We start from the raw sequence: 20,836 nt of genomic DNA on the forward strand, positions 1-20,836 counted from the left end.
TAAGGTGTGAGTATAGGCGAGTAGCTTTTAAAGTAGGGAGAAGGATAAAATGCAACAGAGGAAAGTTAGTATTGCAGTCATTTTAGTAATCTTCTGCTTAATTAGTGTAGTTATTCTTCCATTTCAAAAGGTATTCACCTTTACAGAAACGCGCACGGCAAATCCGAGAGTATACTACATACCAATTACTGAAAATGAAAAATTTCAAATTAGATATACCCATTCCATACATAATTCAGATGTATTCGAATCCTATCAACATGTAAAGGGAAATCGTATTAAGATGTTAGAGATGGAATATGAAGATTTAGCAATAGGTATGCCAGGCTATGCCGAGGAGGGCCAAACATTTATAGAAAGGGACGGCAAATATGTTCTTCAATTTGATGATCATCGAGTCATTGACAATTTTACCATTTTAATTGGCGATTTGGATGTAGATTTGGTATTCAACTATGAAGGCGTGGAATATGATTTAAAAAAAGATTTACAAAGGGGAAAATCCTATTTATTTGAAATAAGGCAATTATCTCTTTATGAACAGTGGAAAGGAGTAAGGATGAAATGACAACACAGGAAAAAGCAAAGAAAGAAAGAGTAGAAGAATTCGAGCAAATTTCTGCTGAAGAGCAACAAGCTATACTTGAAAAATATGATATTGAATCCAACGTAAGAACTGTAACAGGTATTATGAGGCATGTCATTTTCTATGGTCTTTTAGCATTCTCTTTGTTTCAACTTTATACAGCCATTTTCGGGCAATTCCCAGCACAAATCCAACGTACTATCCATTTAGGCTTTGGTTTGACACTTATTTTTCTACTATTCCCTGCTCGTAAAAAAGCACCAAAGCACAAAATTGCATGGTTTGATTATTTATTGGCTTTGCTTTCAATAGGGGTAGGGTCGTACTGGTCTATGAACTATACTGAGCTTGTGAATCGCAATGGCTCTATAACACAAATGGATTTTATTGTAGGTCTTATTGCTGTTTTATTAGTGCTTGAGGCCGCTCGTCGCGCAGTCGGGCTTCCAATTACGATTATTGCAGCATGTTTTTTAATCTATGCTTATTATGGTCCGTATTTTCCGGCATTTATGGCACATAGAGGACAGGATTTAGAGAGTCTTGTAAACCTTATGTATTTTACAACAGACGGGATATTCGGTACCCCAATTAGTGTGTCAGCCACTTTTATATTCGTATTTTTACTCTTTGGAGCCTTTCTAGTGAAAACAGGGGTCGGTCAGTATTTTAATGATCTAGCCGTTTCGTTGGCAGGTAAATTAATAGGCGGCCCAGCAAAAGTAGCAGTCTTTTCTAGTGCTCTACAAGGTACCATTTCGGGTAGCTCTGTAGCCAATGTCGTAACATCAGGCTCCTATACGATTCCGATGATGAAAAAACTAGGCTATCGTAAAGAATTTGCAGGTGCAGTTGAAGCGGCAGCGTCAACTGGTGGTCAGCTAATGCCACCAATTATGGGGGCGGCGGCTTTCCTAATGGTAGAGTTTATTGGTCGTGGCATTACGTATTGGGATATAGCAAAGGCGGCAGCTATTCCAGCCCTTCTATACTTTACAGGTATTTGGATTATGACGCACTTTGAAGCAAAACGAGTTGGTTTAAAAGGTCTTAGAGACGATCAAATGCCTAATCGAAAGGAAGTATTTAAGAAAATCTATCTTTTATTACCGATTGTTGCGATTATCGTACTAATGTTAACGGGGACACCTGTTATGCATGCTGCATTGTATGGAATCATTATTTCCATAGGGGTTGCTATGTTTAATAAGGATACACGGCTTAAACCGATGGACGTGATAGAGGCATTGGTCGAAGGTGCTCGTACTGCGTTAGGTGTAGTGGCAGCAACAGCTTGTGCAGGGATTATTGTAGGGGTTGTTGTAAAAACAGGACTTGGTTTAAGTCTAGCCAATAGTTTAGTAGCTTTGGCTGGTGGTAGTATTATCTTGACATTAATATTTGTGATGATTGCTTCACTTATACTTGGTATGGGTGCACCAACTACCGCAAATTATGTGATTACATCGACAATCGCAGCTCCAGCGATTGTAGCATTATTATCGCCGAATACACCGCAAGAGTTAGTACCATTAGTTGTATTACTATCGGCTCACTTCTTTGTGTTCTATTTTGGTATTATTGCAGACATTACACCACCTGTAGCGTTAGCCGCCTTTGCAGCATCAGGTATTTCAGGTGGCGATCCTATTAAAACAGGTGTGAATTCAGCAAAGCTTGCTATTGCGGCATTTATTATACCGTATATGATTGTCTTTTCACCGTCTTTATTAATGATTGATACGACAGTACCACAAATAATATGGGTTGTATTTACTGCTATTACAGGAATGGTTGCCATCGGTTCGGGTGTTATTGGGTATTGGTACCGTAAACTGTACTGGTTTGAAAGAATAATTGTTTTAGTTGCTGGTTTATTACTTATTTATCCAGAGAAGTTCTCGGATTGGGTAGGTTTAGGCATCTTTATTGTCATGTTTGTGATTCAAGTATTATCCCATAAAAAGGGTAGTCACAATGATCATACAAATGACAAAACGGATGTGACTGTATCGTAAATTTTTGATGTAATACAATAGTAGTCTGCTCTAATAATAGCTGGCCCACGGTTTCAGTCAGGTGCTAATAGGCAGACTTTTTTTATTATTTGGAATTAAAAGGAATAATTTGTATCTCGATTGTTCTAAAAATGAGATTGATTTTATATTAATAATGCATAATGAGTATAATTTATTGCGTTTTATCGAAGTCCTATTGTATAATTCTTTTATCAGAAAATTCAATTAAATAAAAGAGGGGTGATACAATGGGTAAATTGTTAAATTCTAAATTTGAGACATATTTAATGGATCAAGAATTTGACCGTAAGGAAGAGGAAGAAAGAAATGAGGAGTCATTAGCAATCGTGCAATATGAGGAATATCCAGAAGGATTTTTTACAAGTTTATAATAAATACTTGATGGCTATGTTGAAAGAGATAATAACTTTTAACATAGTCCATTTTTTTGTGTCCTTGCAATTTTAAGTGGCATATAAATTTATTAAGCTACTTCATATTAATGGGTCTTACTGCGTATATACTTTTATAAAATAGATTCATGTATAATGAGAAACAAAAATGCGTATAGAGGTGTCGTTATGTCAAAAGCTATAACATTAGAAGAAACAATGCATCAATGGTTTGAACATTTTCACAAATACCCTGAAGTGAGCTGGAAGGAGTTCGAGACGACAAAAAAATTAGCGTCAATCTTAGACGAATTGAATGTTTCTTATCGCTTGCTTGGGGATGTACCTGGATTAATTGCAGAAATTGGAGCAGGTGAAGAAGTTGTTGCGGTACGTGCTGATATTGATGCTTTATGGCAAGAAGTAGATGGGAAGTGGCAGGCAAATCATTCTTGTGGACATGATGCTAATATGACTATGGTGCTTGGCGCATTATTACTACTTAAAGATCAACCATTGCAACATCGCGTCCGTTTTATTTTCCAGCCTGCCGAGGAATTAGGGAATGGTGCAGTCGCTGCTTTTGATCGAGGAGCTGTTGAGGGAGTATCACATTTATTTGGTGTACATTTAAGACCTATTGAAGAGCTACCCCTTGGTAAAGTTTCACCAGCTATTCATCATGGTGCTGCCTATTTCCTAGATGGGACTATTCAGGGAATTGACGCTCATGGGGCGAGACCGCACCAAGGGAAAAATGCTATTGATGTCATTATGGCTGTTCAACAAATGCTAAACAGTATTCATCTATCGCCTTTTGAGCCCCATTCTGCCAAGTTAACAAAAATTATAGCGGATGGCGGTAGTACAAATATTATTCCAGGGAATGCTAGTTTCTCGATGGACATTCGAGCACAGCATAATCAACAACTTGAATTACTTCGTAACAAAATTGAGTCTGGCTTAAAATCAATTCAGCAACAATTTGAAATTGATATGAATTGGAAGTGGCTTGATTTCACACCAGGCGCGGAGGTGTCAACAATTGCTGCAAAAATGGCGAAAGAGGCAATTGTTCAAGCATTGGGCGAGGAATATTTAGCAGATGAAATAACGACTCCAGGCAGTGATGATTTCCATTTTTATACCGTGAAGAAGCCAGAATTAAAAGCGGCAATGATTGGAATTGGGGCAAACTTAACACCAGGATTACACCATCCTAAAATGACATTTGATCGTAGCGCATTAATGGATGCTGCCAAAGTACTTGCCTGCGTATTAGAAAAAAAACCTGAATAAAAAAATATTTTTTTAGCTATATGAAAAATGCAATAATTTTTTCATATAGCTTTTTTTGCATGAACATTTCTTTAAATGCATGGATATTCAAGGGTTTGCGGAGCTTTTTATTGCTACTTGAAAGCGTTTTATTGCCCTAAAACAAAGGGATTTGCTAGAGAAGCATAATTTTTTTGCGTTGACTTTTAATTTTTTGAATATTAAGCTAAAAAACGTAAAAAATTATTTGCGTCTTTGAAAAACCGAAAAGGAATTTGGTGCAAAAAAAGGGGATGGAAAAATGAAAAAGGATATAAATGCGGGCTGGGCACTACTAACTTTTGCAATTATGATTATTACAATGTTGATTACAGTAGTTGTTTTAGAGCAAAGTCCTCACGTACCTCTTCTTGTCGGCACAACTGTAGCAGCAATTGTTGCCAAAATGCATGGATACAAATGGTCTGAAATTGAAGAAATGATGTATAAGGGGATACGTTTGGCATTACCTGCCATTGTCATTATTATTTTAGTAGGTTTGACAATTGGAGCATGGATTGGCGGCGGGGTCGTAGCAACGATGATTTTCTATGGCTTAAAGCTAATATCTCCAGCGTGGTTTTTAGTAACAATTATGCTCTTATGTTCCATCGTGTCATTAGCTATTGGTAGTTCGTGGTCGACGATGGCGACAATCGGTGTGGCAGGCATGGGTATTGGTTTAAGTATGGGTATTCCAGCAGCTATGATTGCCGGTGCGGTTATTTCAGGTTCTTACTTTGGAGATAAAATGTCACCATTATCAGATACAACGAATCTGGCAGCTGGTTTAACAGGTACAAATTTATTTGAACATATTAAGCATATGCTTTATACAACGATTCCAGCGTTAATTATTTCACTTGTTGTTTTCGGATTTTTGGGTAGAAAATTTGCAGATGTTTCGATGAAATCAGAAGAAATTTTAACAACGTTAAAAGTGATGGAAGAAAGCTTTGTTATTTCTCCTTTACTATTACTTGTACCAGTGGGTGTTATTGTTTTAGTAGCTAAGAAAGTACCAGCAATTCCAGCTTTAATTATTGGGATTGTATCAGGTTTCTTACTACAAATTTTTGTACAAGGCGGTTCGGCTGCAAGTGCTGTACAAGCATTACAAGCCGGATTTGAAATCTCGACAGGCAATCACATGGTAGATGATTTATTTAACCGTGGTGGTTTAGATTCTATGATGAATACGGTTTCAATGACCATTGTGGCGATGACATTTGGTGGTATTCTAGAATATTCAGGGATGTTGAAAGCCCTTATGAATGTAATCATGAAGTTTGCTAAATCTACGGGGAGCCTTATTGCTTCAACAATTGCAGCGTGTGTCACAACGAATGCAACGTGTTCAGAGCAATACATTTCAATTGTAGTCCCTTCACGGATGTTTGCAGGTGTCTATCAGCAACGAGGCCTACATTCTAAAAATCTATCTCGTGCTTTAGAAGATGGGGGAACATTAACATCTGTTTTCTTCCCATGGAATACTTGTGGTGTGTTTATTTTAGCGACATTGGGTGTAGGCGCTATGGAGTATGCACCATATGCCATTCTTAATTTCATGGTACCTATTATTTCCATCATCTATGGATATATTGGTTTTGCTATTGTTAAATTAACGCCAGAAGAAATGGCGGAAGCAGAGAAACGTAAAAAGGAACAAGAAATGGAAAACACTGATAATATGGTAATGGTTGATTAATCATATGAATTCTCGTAGATGCTTAGCATTTACGAGAATTCCTTTTATATAATTGGTTAATAGGTGGCGAAATTTAATTCATAAATGGTGCGAGGTCGACCCTGTTGATGTGTCATTTCTTCGCCAACGACCTTAGCGTAACCTTGATCTACTAATTTTTTTATAATACGCTCAGTTGTACGTCTAGTAACCTGTAGGTATTCTGAAAGATTCTGCGATGTAAATTGTGCGGATTGCCTTTCATGACTAAAATTGATGATTTTAGAAATATTTAATGGACTTAAGCTTGTGAGTTTGGCCATTTGTAATACATAAGGATCATCTGTTTTTAAAGATAATTTACCTTCTGATTTGGGAAAGGGACCTAAAAGGTTTTTATGTTCATCCAGAATATAAATTTCAAATGGTTTCGAAAATGTTAAAGCATGCTGAGCATTTCGGGTGGCTTCTAACATGGAGTGACCATACCCGAAGGCTAGTTTAATTGGTATTTCAATTTGTTTAATAAGCTCTTTTAAAGTTTCCTTTACAAGTGCATTTTGTAAATGGCCAGCAGTTGTATAAAGCTCAAAGGTTTGTGATGAAATTTGTTTATATGTTGAAAAGGTAGCCTTCGCAATTTGATTTAAAATAGCTGAATCAATGGAAGAATCAGTAGGGAATTCTAAAAATCCAACTACGGCCTTAAATGATTCGGATTTTGTTAAAAGTGATTTTGATTTGGTTTCTTCGAGACATTGAATAATAGAATTCGTGGCATCTATCATGCGCATGGCAGGTATTTGATGTGCTTGTAATGTATCAAAAACACTGTGGATACTTGTAATCACGAAATCTATGCTTTTGGTATTCCACAGCGCAATGTGACGCTTTAGAATATGTTCTGTGGGTTCTGTAATAGAAATATGTTGAATATGTGGCTTCGGACCCTTATAGTCAATTTCTGTTAAAACATTATCAACAAATGCTGGATTCATTACATCAATTGAAATTCTATTGATTGGTATAGCATGTTTAGCTACTAGTGATAACAGAGTTGTAGAGATAGTTGTTTCATCTTGTTTTATATAATTCCAAGGTATTGGTATTTTCGGTAGGAGAGATTGAGCATGTAAAAAGGGTAATGTACCTCCGAATAAAAGAGCATCACATGGTTTAATTTGCTTCATTAAAATTGGCGCCTCAGAGGGGTGGTTGTATAGATAAAATTCTAATTGAATATTGTCTATATTTTGTGCGATACTAATAATACGCTTCATAAATGCTTTAGAACAAATAATCGCTATTTTCGTAGACATGGGCATCGTTCCTTTTCTATTTTTTTAAATATTTAGCGACGTATTAGCGACGTATATAACGACGAAGGAGACTGATTATTATGAAAATCCAACAAGTAGAAATTTATGCTATACATTTACCGCTAATTGATCCATTTATCATTAGTTATGCTACATATGATACAATGCCTTCTATTATTTTAAAAGTAACAACTGATACTGGTATTGTAGGTTATGGTGAAGCGGTTCCTGATGAACATGTAACGGGTGAAACATGGGAAAGTACATATGCTGTGCTTCAACATCATCTTGCACCTGCTGTTATTGGTGAAGATCCCATGGCCTTTGAAAAATTGCACGATAAAATGAATAAGATTGTAAAAGATGTTCCGGCAGCAAAGGCAGCTATTGATATTGCTTGCTTTGATATTGCTGGGAAAGCATTGGGAGTTCCAGTATATCAGCTTTTAGGTGGGCGTTATCATGAAAAATTCCCTATTACACATGTGTTAAGTATTGGAACGCCCGAGGCAATGGCTGAAGAGGCTGCGAAGCGTGTAGAGATGGGGTATCGTTCATTTAAAATGAAGGTAGGTACAGAGGTAACCCGTGATGTTGCTCGTATTAAAGCAGTAAGACAGCAAGTAGGTGAAGATATCGCCATCCGAGTAGATGTCAACCAAGGGTGGGAGAATGCTGCAACTACATTACAGGGCTTACGTGCAATGAAGGATTTAAATATTGATTGGTTAGAGCAACCCGTTGATAGTGAAGATATCGATGGAATGGTTGAGATTAAGTCAAAATCTGATGTACCTCTAATGATTGATGAAGGGATTCGAGGAGTACGTGAAATGCGTGAAATCATCGCCAAGCGTGCTGCAGATAAAGTAAATATAAAATTAATGAAATGTGGAGGCATCTATCCTGCAATGAAGCTAGCAGTTATGGCAGAAATGGCTGGTATTGAATGTCAAGTTGGTTCCATGGTAGAGTCCTCTGTTGGCTCTGCGGCAGGTTTCCATGTAGCATTTTCTAAAAAAATTATGACAAGTGTTGAATTGACAGGGCCATTGAAGTTCTCAAAAGATGTGGGTAATCTTCATTATGATGTTCCTTTTATCTGTTTAAATGAACAACCGGGTCTCGGTATTGATGTAGACGAAGTTGTTATGAAGGAATTGTGTAAGTTTTCAACTGTTGTCACAGCCTAAGGAGGCGAAACATGGAAAAAATATATGAAGGTATGCTAGGAGAGACTCCATACTTTGTCACAGAGTTAACAATTCAACATTTACAACAAATCGAAGACTTGCAGGTGGAGGTTTATGAAGCTTTAGCTGATAAAAGCATCTTACAGCCATTGAGCACCGAGGAATTCGAATTTATTCTAAATGGACAAGGTATGATGATAGGCGCCTATGCAGGTGAGAAATTGATTGCCTTCCGTGCCCTATTAAATCCTCCTATTGATGAGGAACATCTTGGGTATGATTGTGGAATTCCTGAGAGCGAATTTAATCGAGTTTTATATCAGGAGATTTCTAATGTTTCACCAAAGTACCGTGGCTACGGCTTACAAAAAACATTAGCGACAATAGTGATGAGTAACATCGATGTGGAAAAATACGATTATGTATGTTCAACAGTCAAGCCATTAAATATTCCGAGCTTAAAGGATAAGTTCGCTCAAGACCTTGTTATTAAAGGATTAAAAATTAAATATGTAGACAAACTACGTTATATATTCTTTAAGGATTTACGTCAAGAGCTCCCTTTATTGACAGAAAAACAAGTAATCAACATGAAAGATACAGCGGCACAACAGCAGCTTTTGAAGCAAGGCTTTCTTGGTACGTCTATGTATGCGGAAAATAATGATTGGTTTGTAGTATACGAAAAATAACATACAAAGCCTTAGCTTTCACATGTATTTGTGGAAGTTAAGGCTTTTTTTGTCTTGCTATTATTTCTTCATTGGACAAAATCCGCATGCCATTAATCCCGGTATATCTTTCGAAAAACAACACGATTTACGGACAGGGACATTGACTAAATTTGTTGGACTTAGACCCCCTGTATATTGTGCCCACCAAGATTTATTAGAGAAGCGTGCCCATGTTTTAGGGTCCTCCAATATTTCTATATCGTCCATAGCTTGATCGGCTAAGCCAGGGTTCGATAGTAAAATATGATAATGCCATAGTAAATAGCCAAAGAAATTTTCCCATATAGTAAGAGGGGAGATTGAAGTTACTTTTCGAAGTTGTTGAACAATCACATGACCATCGTATAGAATTTTTTCAATGACCACCTGACGTTCATTCTCCTCAACATAGCGCCAATCATTAGGATTAACAAACATAGCGACTGTAAAGCTGTTGAATTCCTTGGCAGCATCGAAGCGTAATTCAATTGGCTTTCCATCCCACACCTCGTCATAAGCGGCGAGCATATAAAGCTGCATAGCAAAAAACATCCCATAGCGGCGTGCGAAGTGAGAAATCGCGGCAGTTTCCGTAGCGGCGTCCGTGATACCCATCATGAGATTTAAAAAATCAGGATGGTAAAAGTCTTTATGTATATCAGCTAAAGTAAATAACGTTCGCTTTGGTTCCGTTGTATAAATACTATAGGAGTTTAATTGTTGAACTTGATCCATCGTTAAAGCTGGCATGATGATCCCCTTTTCTTAAGAGCTTTCGTAATTCAATTATAAAGTAATCATTTTTGCTTCACAAATGGAATGCCATATAGTAAAATACATTAAACATATATGAAAGGTGGGTTTTAAAGTGTCATTGCCTCATGCAATTCCTAGACCACTGGTACGACTTAATCAATGGACGATACTATTAAGTGTGATCGCCACATGGATTACAGGAATTATATGGATTTTAGCCATTCCATTGGTTGCGAATTTATTGGGTGTCTTCTTTAACTATAACCCCATTATTCGGTTTGGGAGGTTGTTTCTCAAAAAAGCTCCATCTACCTATATACCAGAGGATGCACAGCAACAAAAATTTAATGCGAGTATAGCTAGCTTTTGTTTAACGGGTGGCTTGTTAGGTTATCTATTAAATTGGCAGGTAGTAGGTCATATCTTTACGGCAATGGTAGCAATAGCTTCTTCCATTGCTATAGCAGGTTTTTGTATAGGTTGCTTTTTACATTTTCAATTGAAGCAATGGCAGTACCGCCGTTCGTTAAAAAAATCTTTTTAAAAAATTATTAGATTATTGTTGACAATTTAATTGATAATGATTATCATTATCGTATAAAGATTATTCCTCCACTACAATACAGTGTAGAGAGGATGAACTTTAGCTACTTTTCTCCAGAAGTTTGCTAGTTCATGATTACGCTCCTAAAACCCCCCTCATTTTTTGGGAACGTGAAAATCTCAGACGACTCTTTCTATTATAGAATGGAGTCGTCTTTTTTTGAATTTATCTGTGGGGCAGACGTTTTAATTTTCATACTGCCAAGAAAAAAACAGCCCTCCAAATGAGCTGTTAGGAAGACGGCGTTTGTTGGGCAGTACTTTTTCTCCCAAGAATCATTGTGTAGTAACTGTGCAGTAGCATTCCGACAATAATGACACCTAGACCTGCCAGGGCAATCGAGTTAGGGAATGGAATACCTAATAATATTACCTCACCAATAATGACAAAAAGAATTTCTGTTGACTGTGTCGCTTCAACCGCTGCTAGTTTGCCCTGATGATCTTTTACACGATCTGTTGCAATGAAAAATAAAATAGTTGCTATGACGCCTGAGCTAATACCCACAAGTAATGATTGGAATAACTGGCCTGTTGAAGGTAGGCCAACTGTGAACAGGGCATAAATAGCCATGATAATCCATGCTGGCATCGAAGCGATTGTCATACCAAGAACACGTTGGAAGGTATCGATACGCCCTCCACAGACGTCCATCATTTTACGATTGCCGAGAGGGTAAGCAAATGCAGCGACGATGACAGGCAAAATCCCTAGCATTAAACTTTTAAATGAAACCGATTGTGCCTGAGGTATTTGGATTAGTAAAATACCTACTAAAATGACACATGAGATTAGAAGGGAAATGAATGGTATTTTTTGACGCACTTTTTTGCCAGCAATAACTGTCATAAAGAGTGGAGCTAATAATACGCCAGCAACAATGGTAAATTGCCAAGTGCCAGAAACTAACCAGCCTGGGCCAAATGCAGCGGCATAGGTTAACGGTGCATAGAATAAGACAAATCCTACAAAGCTCCAAAGAAGCCAAGCTGTAGGCTGTACTTTTATCTCATTAGATAATTGTGAAAAGCCTCTGCGATAAAACACAATGATAAGTAAAAAAGGTAGCATGAAGAAATAGCGTAATGACGCGCTCCATAGCCAGCTACCACCTTGCATTTCCATGGCATGATTTAAAATAAATGTTACAGCAAAAAAAAGGGAAGCTACTATGCCTATAGCAATTTCTTTCATTATGATCACCTCGATTTGAGTTCATCACTCAAATTCTTTATGTAATTAGAATATTCAGTAATTATCATAGAAAAAATGACGAAGAAAGGAACTAACCTTTCTCCGTTATATTTCAAGTCCCTTAAAGAACTACTTTGGCACAAGATAAACTATTCTGCACGTTGTTCAAATAGCTGAACGATTTCAATGATGACTTGTGTTGCCTTTTCCATTGTTTCAGCAGATACATATTCAAATTTACCATGCATATTTTCGCCGCCAGCAAAAATATTTGGTGTTGGTAAGCCCATATAAGATAATTGTGAGCCGTCAGTACCACCGCGTATAGGTAGGGTAATTGGTGTAATATCTAATTTTTCCATAGCCTCACGAGCGATGTCCACAATTTCTTTTACAGGTTCGATTTTTTCGCCCATATTATAGTATTGATCCTCGATAGTAATGCTTAAAGCATTCTCACCAAATTGCGCTTGAATTTTGGCTGCAGCATCTTGCATTAACTGTTTTTTCTCTTCGAATTTTTGACGATCATGGTCACGAACGATATACGATAGCTCTGCATGCTCGATAGCCCCTTTAAAGCCCATTAAATGAATGAAACCTTCATAACCTTCAGTCTTTTCAGGAACCGCTTCTGTAGGCATTTCATTTTGGAAGGCAATAGCCATTGTAATGGCATTGACCATTTTATTTTTTGCAGATCCAGGATGGACGCTTGTTCCTTTTGTGACTACCTTTACGCCAGCAGCATTGAAGCTTTCGTATTGTAGCTCACCTAATGGTCCACCATCCATTGTATAGGCATAGTCTGCTCCAAATGCAGCCACATCAAATTTATGTGGGCCACGGCCGATTTCCTCATCAGGTGTAAACGCCACGCGTAATTTACCATGCTTAATACTTGGGTTTTGGATAAGGTATTCCATAGCTGTTATAATTTCAGCAATACCAGCCTTATCATCTGCTCCTAACAATGTCGTACCATCTGTCGTAATAAGTGTTTGACCAATGTAATTTTGAAGCTCAGGGAAATCAGTTGGTGACATCACTAAGTTTTTGTTTAGCTGAATATCTCCACCTTCATAATTATCTAAGCGCTGCGGGTTAACATTTGTTCCCGTAAAATCCGTAGTTGTGTCCACATGTGCTAAAAAGCCGATAGTTGGAATATCTTTGTCTGTATTTGCTTCTAGTGTCGCAAATAAATAGCCATTTTCATCTAATGTAATGTCTGTTAAGCCTACAGTAGCAAGTTCATCTTTCAAAACATGTAACAGATCAAATTGTTTTGGTGTAGAAGGAGTAGTTTCGCTTGTGAAATCTGATTGTGTATCAATTTTTGCATAACGTATTAATCGCTCAATTACTTGTTCTTTCATAAGTATGGCCCCCTAATGTGTATGTGTAATTATTGTAACACTTTACTTCGGATTTCGGAATATTGAAGAATACTTAAAGCTATGAGTAATTGGGCACTATAATAAGTCAGCATAATGACTTCATGTGAAAAAGCTAATGGCATTACAAATTTATTAATAGATAAATAGGAATCTGAGGCGATAAATAACAAAGCACCTATTGTTGCGAATTTAGAGCCAGTTTTAATTGCTGTCCATCCCATCGTTAAAATGACTGCAATATAGGCGATCACTGCAATAGCTAAAATCGTTTCACCAGTTTTGAAAACGGATCCTGCAATCCAAATGGCCATTCCTGCTCCGTACAGTAATAAGATTATTTTTGCCCATATTGGTACTGGTTCCTCGTTTGCAGATGAGAAGGCAAAAATATAAAAGATATGGCCGATTAGAAAACTAGTTAGCCCAATTAAAAACCATTGCAATGTATAGTCGCCAATCATACAAAATACTAGACCTATAATAATCAATAGTTGATATTTTTTTTTATGTACGGGTTTCTGAATGGCCGCTAAAATAATCATCAACAACATCGGGATGACCTTAAAGATTAGTTGTAAGCTTTCTGGAATATGAGAAAAAAGAAAAATGTAATACAACCCAAATAAAATAATGAAAGCAATTAATATTTTTTTAAACACTATTTTCAGCTCCTTTTCTATTATGAAATTCTTTCTTTATGATAGAATTCCTTTATTTATCTATGCAGCCAACATTTTTTATCTGATAGTGAAGAGCGGGTACTCACCTCTTTAAGTAACGAGTCGACAGGGAGAGTGAATCTAAACGATATTGAAATAAAGGATATGCAAAACAATACGTCCTTTGGATATTCCGGTGGTCCAACATTTTGATGGCGAAAATCACCATCAGATGTTATAGACTTTAAAAATACCTGGACATAAAGACGCCTACATGTAATTTAATATACCTTATGTATGAAACTTTTTTAGTATGTAACCGTAAATAAGAAGACAGAAAGCTTTAAGAGAGGATGAACCAAATGACTAAGCTACTAATAGCTTCTGCAGTCATTGCATTAATCGCGAGTGTGTTAGTAACACCGCTTATTACTAAGAAGCGAGAAGATGGAAAATCTAGAAAGGTGATTGGATACTTTTTTATTGGTGTCTTTGTGCTAGGGTTTTTAGCAACAGGAATCACTTTGTATGTAACAAAAATTGACGTCAATTGGCTTGTTTTCTGGCCAGCTATTATTTTATTAACGTTAATTGGTGCAATGCTTGCAAGTGGCATTGAACGAAAAATAAAAGGTGTTTTATTTTTAGCGAGCCTAGGTGTTGCAGTCTATGTTCTATCAGCACCATTATGGAATGCGAATGAGAAATTTAAGTCTTCAGAAATGAAGGAAGAAGTGGAGCTAAAGCCGTTTGATGAGACACAGACACCTGCAAGTGTTCCACCAAAATTTGCTCGTAATAAAATGAAAAAGGCATTCGGGCAAGTACCGAATACAAGCTATTATGAATTAGGTCGTTTACAAATTCAAAAAGTAAAAGGTGAATATGTTTATATCGCACCAGTTGAATTTTCGGGATTCTTTAAATGGATGAATGGTGATACGACACCTGGTTACTTTATTATGAGTGCTACAGATTCAGCAGATAATCCTAAATTTGTAAAAGAGGAAATGAAATATGTTCCTTCAGCCTATTTAAATACCAATTTAGAACGTCATATTCGTTTACAACATCCATTCCTTATATTCTACGGAGATGTACAACTTGAAGTAGATGATGAAGGGAAGCCTTATTACATTCGCTCATATGGTGAATTTATTTCTGGGCGTAATGGCTTTGATGTAAAAGGTATTGTCTTGGTCGATGCACTTACAGGGAAGTCAGAAGTAGTTAAGCTTGATGCTATACCTGAATTTATTGATGGTGCAGTTTCACCTGAGACTGTAAGCTTACAGAACAGTTATTTCGGTAATTATGTTCATGGTTTTTGGAACAGTATGTTTGGTAAGAAAGATGTGAAAATTCCTTCGGACGAAGGTACAGAATCGAATGTCAGTCCTATTTTTGATGAAAAAGGCGATATGTATTACTTTACCGATTTTACAAGTCCTAAAGAAGGCGTAGATTCCATGTTAGGTTATTCCTTAACGAATGCAAGAACAGGCGAAGCAACCTATTACACAGGTAATCTAGATTCAAGCTATATGGACTCACAGGGGAATTTGCAAATTATCGAAAAGAAATTTATTGAGAAAAAATGGGCTGGTGAAATGCCTGTATTATATAATTTTTATGGAGAAGCTAGCTGGCTGACAGCGGTGCTTGATTCAAATGGATTTTTACAAAACTATTTCATTGTTTCAGCAGCCAATCCTGAAATTTCTGTTTACGCTACCACTCCAAGAGAAGCACTGAAGCTGTATAAAACTGCTTTAAGTCGTGGAGGAAATACGGTAGATGGTAGTTCAAATGCAGAAGAGAAACAGGCTAGCGGAAAAGTTGTCCGAGTTTACAAGGAACGACTTGGTGATTTTACGACGATTTCTTTCTTATTAAGCAATGGTGAAAATTACTTAGTAAGTGCCGAAACAGAACCTTTAGCTATTTATTTACAAGAAGGTGACGAGGTTATTATCAAATATGGTGACACAGGGGAGCAATTCCTGCCAGTCCGTTCTTTAATTATTAAAGGCTTACAATAAAAAAGTAAAAGACGATCTTGTTCGTTATATCAAGAGCGTCTTTTTTATGTTCCTTCGTTTTCAATAAAGCTGAGCATTTTTTCTCTATGGTTTATAAAGAGTGTTTTTGCATGATCATTTAATGTGAAAGTGTCTTGTAAGTATCCTTTTAGCAATTTTTCCTCGTAGGCAAAAGACTGGTTGTCCTCATTTTCTAAAATAAAGGATAGTAGAAGAGCGTGTAATACTAACACTTCTAAATTTTGAGTATTAGTAATAAATTTTAAATTGAGGATAGAGGTATGGGCAACAAATTGATTGACATAATCTATCGCATATTTATAAACGGCTATATCTGTTTCAGGCTCAAGTCGTTTTCTTAGTTGAGTGCAAGCAGCATTTAGTTCTTCAATTTTTAAAAATAAACCTCTTACACTTCTCTTATGTTGTTGTTCTAAGGTACGAGCAAGATGTTTATTGATATAGGACATTGCTTGTATAACTCCCTTCGTAAATAAGTAATCATTTATTAATATGAATGGAATTGTTTGAAAATGGAAGAGTCTTTTCGTTTAATTTATTATTGTACTTAATAGATATATCGAGACATAATGACTAGAGTTTATACAAATTAGTATCGATATTATGAAAAAAATGGGGTTATTATCATTCGATAGTAACCCCATTTTAGAAAAAAGTTGTTTATTTCCAGTTAAATCCTTTCGTAGCTAAAAAATCTTTTATATGAGGACGACGTTGCTCAATTAAAAAATCAGCCATTTGCTTTGTCCAATTATCGATTTTTCTGTTAGATGATCGACTATTATAATAGGCTTCCATTGTCTCATTATATGCTGGTAAAAGTTCATCATACTTCTCGGCATTGTATTCATTTTCATGTAATACGGCAGACACAGGCAAACGTGGTTTTACCTCATTACGACGAACAGGTACACCAATTGTTAGACCGAACAACGGGAAAACGTGATCAGGTAAATTAAATAAATCGCTTATTTCTGAAGGGTTATTGCGCACTCCTCCAATATAGCAAATGCCATATCCCATTGATTCTGCTGCAATAACAAAGTTTTGTGCAAACAATGATACATCAGCAACTCCAACAAGGACATTTTCGGCTGAATCTGCCACGATATCTACTCCCTCTAACTTACCTGCCATTTGTAGGCGTTTGAAATCAACGCAAAAAACAAAGGCTCCACCAGAAGTTTCATACTGACGGGGATTCCCAGAGAGTAATCCTAATTTCTCTTTTTTGTCTGCATCTGTTACCCATATAACACTATAGGCTTGCACAAAATGTGACGTGGCAGCCATTTGGGCTGTTGCGATTAATTCTTCAATAATTTCTTTTGAAATCGGGTTTCCATCATAGATTCTTACTGAAGAATGGTTTCGTAATAATTCTTTAACCATTTGTCTACTCTCCTTTGTCACTTATATATCAAGAGCATAGCACGCTTTCCAATCAAAATCGATTAAAGAGGGGTAGATAATTATATTTAAATAGTTTGGAAATGTAGAAATTATCTCGGAAAGTTAAATATTTCATTTGATATAGATTAAATATTCTAAATAGTATAAAATTATATAATCGGCTTTTTATTTGGTTGTGCTACCAAAAATTAGATTATTCTTATGCAGAAGAGGAGTGGGGTTAGCTCTTTTAATTAAGGATAAAGCCTCCTGCCTATTTGTTTGAAGCAGAGGTAATTTTGATGACAGAGATAATGGAACCAAATACTAGTTGAACAAAAATAAAGTGGGATGGAGGAATAAGGAATGGAAGAAAAGTTAGCGAAAAAGCTTCGTCATGAGCAATTACGAGGCAAGGTTGTAACAGCAGAAGAAGCAGCATCTTGGATTAAGGATCGCATGGTATTAGGGATGAGTGGTTTCACTCGTGCTGGAGATGTAAAAGTTGTACCTCTTGCTCTTGTAGAGAAAGCTAAAAAAGAGAGCTTCCAGGTAGATATATATACAGGAGCATCTCTAGGCCCTGAGGTAGACCAATACCTAGCGGAGGCTGGCGTTATTCGCAAGCGAGGACCTTTCCAGGCAGATGCTGGTATTCGCAATAAAATTAATAGTGGTGATATCACATTTGTAGATGCACATTTATCTCATAATGCGGAGTTGGTTCGCCAAGGCATTATAGGACCTATTGATTTTGCAATTATTGAAGCGGCTGCTATTACAGAAGATGGCTTATTAATTCCTACAACTTCAGTTGGTAACTCTCCGATTTTTGTGCAAGAGGCAGATCAAATCATCATTGAATTAAACATAGCACAACTTGATGCATTAGAAGGTGTTCATGATATTTTCGTTCCTGCACAACAGGGGAAACGGGACCCAATCCCTTTGCAAAATGTGTCTGATCGTCTCGGTACAATTGGTATTCCGTTAGATTTAGATAAAGTAAAAGGTATCGTAGTTTCTGATATTTTAGATGCGCCATCAACGATCGTTCCTGCTGATGAGGAAACGGATATTATGGCTAATCATCTGTTAAACTTCCTACGAGAAGAGATTAAAGTTGGACGTTTAACAACAAGCTTGCGTCCAATTCAATCTGGGGTTGGATCAGTGGCGAACGCAGTGTTACTTGGTTTTAAAGATTCTGAGTTTGAGAACCTAGAAGTATTCTCAGAAGTACTTCAAGATGCAGTATTTGAATTAATCGATGCAGGAAAAGTGAATTTTGCTTCTGCTACTTCCATTACCCTCTCTGAACAAGTAGGAAACCGTGTTTATGGGAATTTTGACAAGTATGCGGATAAATTAGTACTGCGTCCACAAGAAATTTCTAACCAACCAGAAATTATTCGTCGACTCGGTTTGATTTCAGTAAATACGGCATTAGAAGTTGATATTTACGGAAATGTTAATTCTACACATGTTTCTGGCACTAAAATGATGAATGGTATCGGGGGATCGGGTGACTTCGCCCGCAATGCGCGTTTAGGTATTTTTGTGACTAAATCCTATGCTAAGGGTGGGAATATTTCGAGCATTGTCCCAATGGTATCGCATGTGGATCATACAGAGCATGATGTTGATGTTATCGTAACAGAGCAGGGAGTGGCTGATTTACGCGGGCTTGCTCCGAGAGAACGTGTAGGTCTAATTATTGATCATTGTGCTCACCCTGACTATCGTGAGCAGCTATGGCAATATTTTAACGACGCTAATGAGGCAACTGGTGGACATCATACGCCACATGATCTTGAAAAAGCGCTGTCATGGCATGTCAATTACGCAAAAAGTGGGACAATGAAAGACCCAGCTTTATCAAAATAGAATTCTAATAAAAAGGCCTTGAAGGACAGCTGCTCCCTCAAGGCCTTTTGTTGTATAAGTTTATCTAAGACGATTAGAGTTTAAAGTAGGCCAATCCATTTCCAATAAGTTGCAGAGAACAGCAAAATTAGGAGGAAGCCGAGAATCGTTAGTGGGATACCTGATTTCAGGAAATCCTTTGTTGTAAACGCTCCTGTACCATAGGCAAGCATATTTTGTGGTGCACTAATTGGTAATAGGAAACCAAAGCTAATAACAAATTGTTGTACAATAACAAAACCAACCTGATCAACATTAGCTGTTAATGTGGAAGCTAACACGATAAACACTGGTATAAGTGCAGAGGCTAAGCTTGTTGCACTAGCAAAACCTAAATGAATAAGAATATTAAATAATGTTACGATAGCAATCGTAGCAAGAATTGGCATAGTATCTAGACCGAGTGAACCAAAAACTTTATCTGATAACCATGATGCACCTTTTGTATTCAGCAAAATAGTTCCGAGCATAATACCTACTGCAAAGACAATGATTGTTCCCCAAGGGATATGAGGTTCAACTTCCTTCCATGAATAAACGCCGATTTTAGGCATTAGTAGTACAGCAATGGCGATAATTGTAACCGTTGTTGTATCAAATGGATGGAGCTTGCCTTCCGTTGCCCAGAAAAATAGTAAAACTAATGATGTAACGATCAACCGAATCTCAGGTGCTTTTAACGGCCCAAGCTCTGCCAATTGTTTCTTGATGACTTCTTTACCACCATCAATATTGCTCGTCTCAGGCTTAATAAGCGTAATCATAATGAAAAATAAGGCTACTGACATAATAATCGAGAATGGGGCAGCATAAAGTAACCAAGCACCCCATGAAATATTCACATTAAATTGCTCTTGGATGAAATTCAAAGCAACCATATTTTGCGCTGCCGCAGTTTTAATACCGATATTCCAAATGGAGACGGCTTGTACAGAAGTAATAACGAGTAAAGCAGCAAGTCGACTATCACGTGGTAAACCGAATGCTGCGACCATTCCAAGAAGAATAGGGACTACTGCGCCAGCACGTGCAGTAGCTGAAGGAACAAAAAATGCAAGGGCAATTGAAACTAATATTGCACCGAAAACAATGGCTTTTGTTTTTGTTCCTACAAGTGAAAGAATCCAAAGAGCAAGTCGTTTATGCAAATTGGTAATTTGCATGGCTGCTGCTAGAAAAAGAGCCGCTGCTACTAGGGCCACGGCAGAGTTACTAAAACCACTTAATGATAGTTTTAAGGCGCTAGCAGTACCTAGTTGTGTTGTTGGATCATCCATGGATGGTGCAAGTCCTAGTAAAACAGTGACGAGTGCGATAATCATTGCAGAGCTAACAGGATATGAAACGGCCTCTGTTACCCACAGGATAACCGCGAAAGCTAAAATGGCTAAAGCGCGCTGTCCAGCTACAGGTAGCTCACCGTTATTAGGTAAAAAAATAATGATAATTAATAAAGCAAAAGCCAACCCAATCCATAAAGGCTTTAAATTACGCTTCGTTGTTGTTTGTTTAGGTGAAGACATATTTTCTCATCCCTTCTACGTCTACGTAAAAATGACGGTTATTATCCATAACATCGGCCAGTATAATGTTTTTTTAAGATAAGAATTCGTC

At 37.1% G+C, this 20,836-nt stretch carries 18 protein-coding genes; 10 read left to right on the forward strand and 8 right to left on the reverse strand.

Annotated elements, in window-relative coordinates:
• The first annotated feature begins 49 nt into the window (after nucleotides 1-49).
• The 5 genes from AC1Q6O_RS00485 (at nucleotide 50) to nhaC (ending at nucleotide 6,024) form a co-directional block, all read left to right on the forward strand.
• A complete protein-coding gene (locus AC1Q6O_RS00485) occupies nucleotides 50-568 on the forward strand; it encodes a DUF1850 domain-containing protein (RefSeq protein WP_089985936.1) in 519 nt (172 codons plus the stop codon).
• Nucleotides 565-2,604, forward strand: coding sequence for a TRAP transporter permease (locus AC1Q6O_RS00490; protein WP_492400866.1), 2,040 nt, complete (start codon nucleotides 565-567; stop codon nucleotides 2,602-2,604). Before AC1Q6O_RS00485 ends, AC1Q6O_RS00490 begins: the two co-directional genes overlap by 4 nt.
• 248 nt (nucleotides 2,605-2,852) lie before the next feature.
• Entirely contained in the window at nucleotides 2,853-2,996 is a 144-nt protein-coding gene (locus AC1Q6O_RS00495; protein WP_008176247.1) for a hypothetical protein, read from the forward strand.
• 189 nt (nucleotides 2,997-3,185) lie between these two features.
• Nucleotides 3,186-4,295, forward strand: a complete 1,110-nt coding sequence (locus AC1Q6O_RS00500; RefSeq protein ID WP_342531691.1) for an amidohydrolase — start codon at nucleotides 3,186-3,188, stop codon at nucleotides 4,293-4,295.
• A 280-nt stretch (nucleotides 4,296-4,575) separates the two neighbouring features.
• Nucleotides 4,576-6,024, forward strand: a complete 1,449-nt coding sequence (nhaC, locus tag AC1Q6O_RS00505; protein ID WP_008176244.1) for a Na+/H+ antiporter NhaC — start codon at nucleotides 4,576-4,578, stop codon at nucleotides 6,022-6,024.
• A 56-nt stretch (nucleotides 6,025-6,080) separates the two neighbouring features.
• Here nhaC and AC1Q6O_RS00510 read toward each other — a convergent pair whose 3' ends face one another.
• The gene (locus AC1Q6O_RS00510; protein ID WP_342531694.1) at nucleotides 6,081-7,322 is read right to left on the reverse strand and encodes a hypothetical protein; all 1,242 of its coding nucleotides are present in this window, start codon (nucleotides 7,320-7,322) and stop codon (nucleotides 6,081-6,083) included.
• 80 nt (nucleotides 7,323-7,402) lie between these two features.
• On the opposite strand from AC1Q6O_RS00510, the gene AC1Q6O_RS00515 reads away from it, so the two are divergent.
• Both AC1Q6O_RS00515 and AC1Q6O_RS00520 read left to right on the forward strand, forming a co-directional pair.
• The gene (locus tag AC1Q6O_RS00515) at nucleotides 7,403-8,515 is read left to right on the forward strand and encodes a mandelate racemase/muconate lactonizing enzyme family protein (protein ID WP_492400867.1); all 1,113 of its coding nucleotides are present in this window, start codon (nucleotides 7,403-7,405) and stop codon (nucleotides 8,513-8,515) included.
• An 11-nt stretch (nucleotides 8,516-8,526) separates the two neighbouring features.
• On the forward strand, nucleotides 8,527-9,207 hold the full coding sequence (locus AC1Q6O_RS00520; protein ID WP_090002422.1) for an N-acetyltransferase: 681 nt from the start codon (nucleotides 8,527-8,529) through the stop codon (nucleotides 9,205-9,207).
• A gap of 60 nt (nucleotides 9,208-9,267) precedes the next feature.
• On the opposite strand, the gene AC1Q6O_RS00525 is transcribed toward AC1Q6O_RS00520, so the two are convergent.
• Nucleotides 9,268-9,978 carry a hypothetical protein gene (locus tag AC1Q6O_RS00525; protein WP_008176238.1) on the reverse strand — a complete coding sequence of 237 codons (711 nt, stop codon included), beginning with the start codon at nucleotides 9,976-9,978 and terminating at the stop codon, nucleotides 9,268-9,270.
• 118 nt (nucleotides 9,979-10,096) lie between these two features.
• Between AC1Q6O_RS00525 and AC1Q6O_RS00530 the strand changes: the two genes are divergently transcribed.
• Nucleotides 10,097-10,528, forward strand: a complete 432-nt coding sequence (locus tag AC1Q6O_RS00530) for a DUF4395 domain-containing protein (protein ID WP_089985941.1) — start codon at nucleotides 10,097-10,099, stop codon at nucleotides 10,526-10,528.
• 291 nt (nucleotides 10,529-10,819) lie between these two features.
• On the opposite strand, the gene AC1Q6O_RS00535 is transcribed toward AC1Q6O_RS00530, so the two are convergent.
• The 3 genes from AC1Q6O_RS00535 to AC1Q6O_RS00545 form a co-directional block, all read right to left on the reverse strand.
• Entirely contained in the window at nucleotides 10,820-11,782 is a 963-nt protein-coding gene (locus AC1Q6O_RS00535; RefSeq protein WP_008176235.1) for a DMT family transporter, read from the reverse strand.
• A 149-nt stretch (nucleotides 11,783-11,931) separates the two neighbouring features.
• Nucleotides 11,932-13,161, reverse strand: a complete 1,230-nt coding sequence (gene pepT, locus AC1Q6O_RS00540) for a peptidase T (RefSeq protein ID WP_008176232.1) — start codon at nucleotides 13,159-13,161, stop codon at nucleotides 11,932-11,934.
• Between the two features lie 29 nt (nucleotides 13,162-13,190).
• Nucleotides 13,191-13,841, reverse strand: a complete 651-nt coding sequence (locus tag AC1Q6O_RS00545) for a lysoplasmalogenase (RefSeq protein ID WP_089985943.1) — start codon at nucleotides 13,839-13,841, stop codon at nucleotides 13,191-13,193.
• A 362-nt stretch (nucleotides 13,842-14,203) separates the two neighbouring features.
• On the opposite strand from AC1Q6O_RS00545, the gene AC1Q6O_RS00550 reads away from it, so the two are divergent.
• The gene (locus AC1Q6O_RS00550) at nucleotides 14,204-15,883 is read left to right on the forward strand and encodes a tripartite tricarboxylate transporter TctB family protein (protein WP_043990097.1); all 1,680 of its coding nucleotides are present in this window, start codon (nucleotides 14,204-14,206) and stop codon (nucleotides 15,881-15,883) included.
• A gap of 44 nt (nucleotides 15,884-15,927) precedes the next feature.
• On the opposite strand, the gene AC1Q6O_RS00555 is transcribed toward AC1Q6O_RS00550, so the two are convergent.
• Both AC1Q6O_RS00555 and chrR read right to left on the reverse strand, forming a co-directional pair.
• Nucleotides 15,928-16,353, reverse strand: coding sequence for a hypothetical protein (locus AC1Q6O_RS00555; protein ID WP_008176226.1), 426 nt, complete (start codon nucleotides 16,351-16,353; stop codon nucleotides 15,928-15,930).
• A 211-nt stretch (nucleotides 16,354-16,564) separates the two neighbouring features.
• Entirely contained in the window at nucleotides 16,565-17,296 is a 732-nt protein-coding gene (chrR, locus tag AC1Q6O_RS00560) for a class II chromate reductase ChrR (protein ID WP_008176223.1), read from the reverse strand.
• Between the two features lie 366 nt (nucleotides 17,297-17,662).
• Here chrR and scpC point away from each other — a divergent pair, with 366 nt between their 5' ends.
• A complete protein-coding gene (gene scpC, locus AC1Q6O_RS00565; RefSeq protein ID WP_492400868.1) occupies nucleotides 17,663-19,183 on the forward strand; it encodes a succinyl-CoA:acetate CoA-transferase ScpC in 1,521 nt (506 codons plus the stop codon).
• An 80-nt stretch (nucleotides 19,184-19,263) separates the two neighbouring features.
• Here the strand turns inward: scpC and AC1Q6O_RS00570 are convergent, their stop codons facing one another.
• On the reverse strand, nucleotides 19,264-20,745 hold the full coding sequence (locus AC1Q6O_RS00570) for a DASS family sodium-coupled anion symporter (RefSeq protein ID WP_008176219.1): 1,482 nt from the start codon (nucleotides 20,743-20,745) through the stop codon (nucleotides 19,264-19,266).
• Nucleotides 20,746-20,836 lie beyond the last annotated feature (91 nt).

The sequence above is a fragment of the Lysinibacillus sp. GW823-FHT06C08 genome, from assembly GCF_058795135.1.

What these genes read in the sequence shown, in the direction of transcription:
- AC1Q6O_RS00510 (WP_342531694.1), bottom strand. Translation starts at nt 7,322, where the DNA reads ATGTCTACGAAAATAGCGATTATTTGTTCTAAAGCATTTATGAAGCGT.
- AC1Q6O_RS00550 (WP_043990097.1), top strand. Translation starts at nt 14,204, where the DNA reads ATGACTAAGCTACTAATAGCTTCTGCAGTCATTGCATTAATCGCGAGT.
- AC1Q6O_RS00515 (WP_492400867.1), top strand. Translation starts at nt 7,403, where the DNA reads ATGAAAATCCAACAAGTAGAAATTTATGCTATACATTTACCGCTAATT.
- scpC (WP_492400868.1), top strand. Translation starts at nt 17,663, where the DNA reads ATGGAAGAAAAGTTAGCGAAAAAGCTTCGTCATGAGCAATTACGAGGC.
- chrR (WP_008176223.1), bottom strand. Translation starts at nt 17,296, where the DNA reads ATGGTTAAAGAATTATTACGAAACCATTCTTCAGTAAGAATCTATGAT.
- AC1Q6O_RS00555 (WP_008176226.1), bottom strand. Translation starts at nt 16,353, where the DNA reads ATGTCCTATATCAATAAACATCTTGCTCGTACCTTAGAACAACAACAT.
- nhaC (WP_008176244.1), top strand. Translation starts at nt 4,576, where the DNA reads ATGAAAAAGGATATAAATGCGGGCTGGGCACTACTAACTTTTGCAATT.
- AC1Q6O_RS00495 (WP_008176247.1), top strand. Translation starts at nt 2,853, where the DNA reads ATGGGTAAATTGTTAAATTCTAAATTTGAGACATATTTAATGGATCAA.
- AC1Q6O_RS00500 (WP_342531691.1), top strand. Translation starts at nt 3,186, where the DNA reads ATGTCAAAAGCTATAACATTAGAAGAAACAATGCATCAATGGTTTGAA.
- AC1Q6O_RS00535 (WP_008176235.1), bottom strand. Translation starts at nt 11,782, where the DNA reads ATGAAAGAAATTGCTATAGGCATAGTAGCTTCCCTTTTTTTTGCTGTA.
- AC1Q6O_RS00485 (WP_089985936.1), top strand. Translation starts at nt 50, where the DNA reads ATGCAACAGAGGAAAGTTAGTATTGCAGTCATTTTAGTAATCTTCTGC.
- AC1Q6O_RS00520 (WP_090002422.1), top strand. Translation starts at nt 8,527, where the DNA reads ATGGAAAAAATATATGAAGGTATGCTAGGAGAGACTCCATACTTTGTC.
- pepT (WP_008176232.1), bottom strand. Translation starts at nt 13,161, where the DNA reads ATGAAAGAACAAGTAATTGAGCGATTAATACGTTATGCAAAAATTGAT.
- AC1Q6O_RS00570 (WP_008176219.1), bottom strand. Translation starts at nt 20,745, where the DNA reads ATGTCTTCACCTAAACAAACAACAACGAAGCGTAATTTAAAGCCTTTA.
- AC1Q6O_RS00525 (WP_008176238.1), bottom strand. Translation starts at nt 9,978, where the DNA reads ATGCCAGCTTTAACGATGGATCAAGTTCAACAATTAAACTCCTATAGT.
- AC1Q6O_RS00490 (WP_492400866.1), top strand. Translation starts at nt 565, where the DNA reads ATGACAACACAGGAAAAAGCAAAGAAAGAAAGAGTAGAAGAATTCGAG.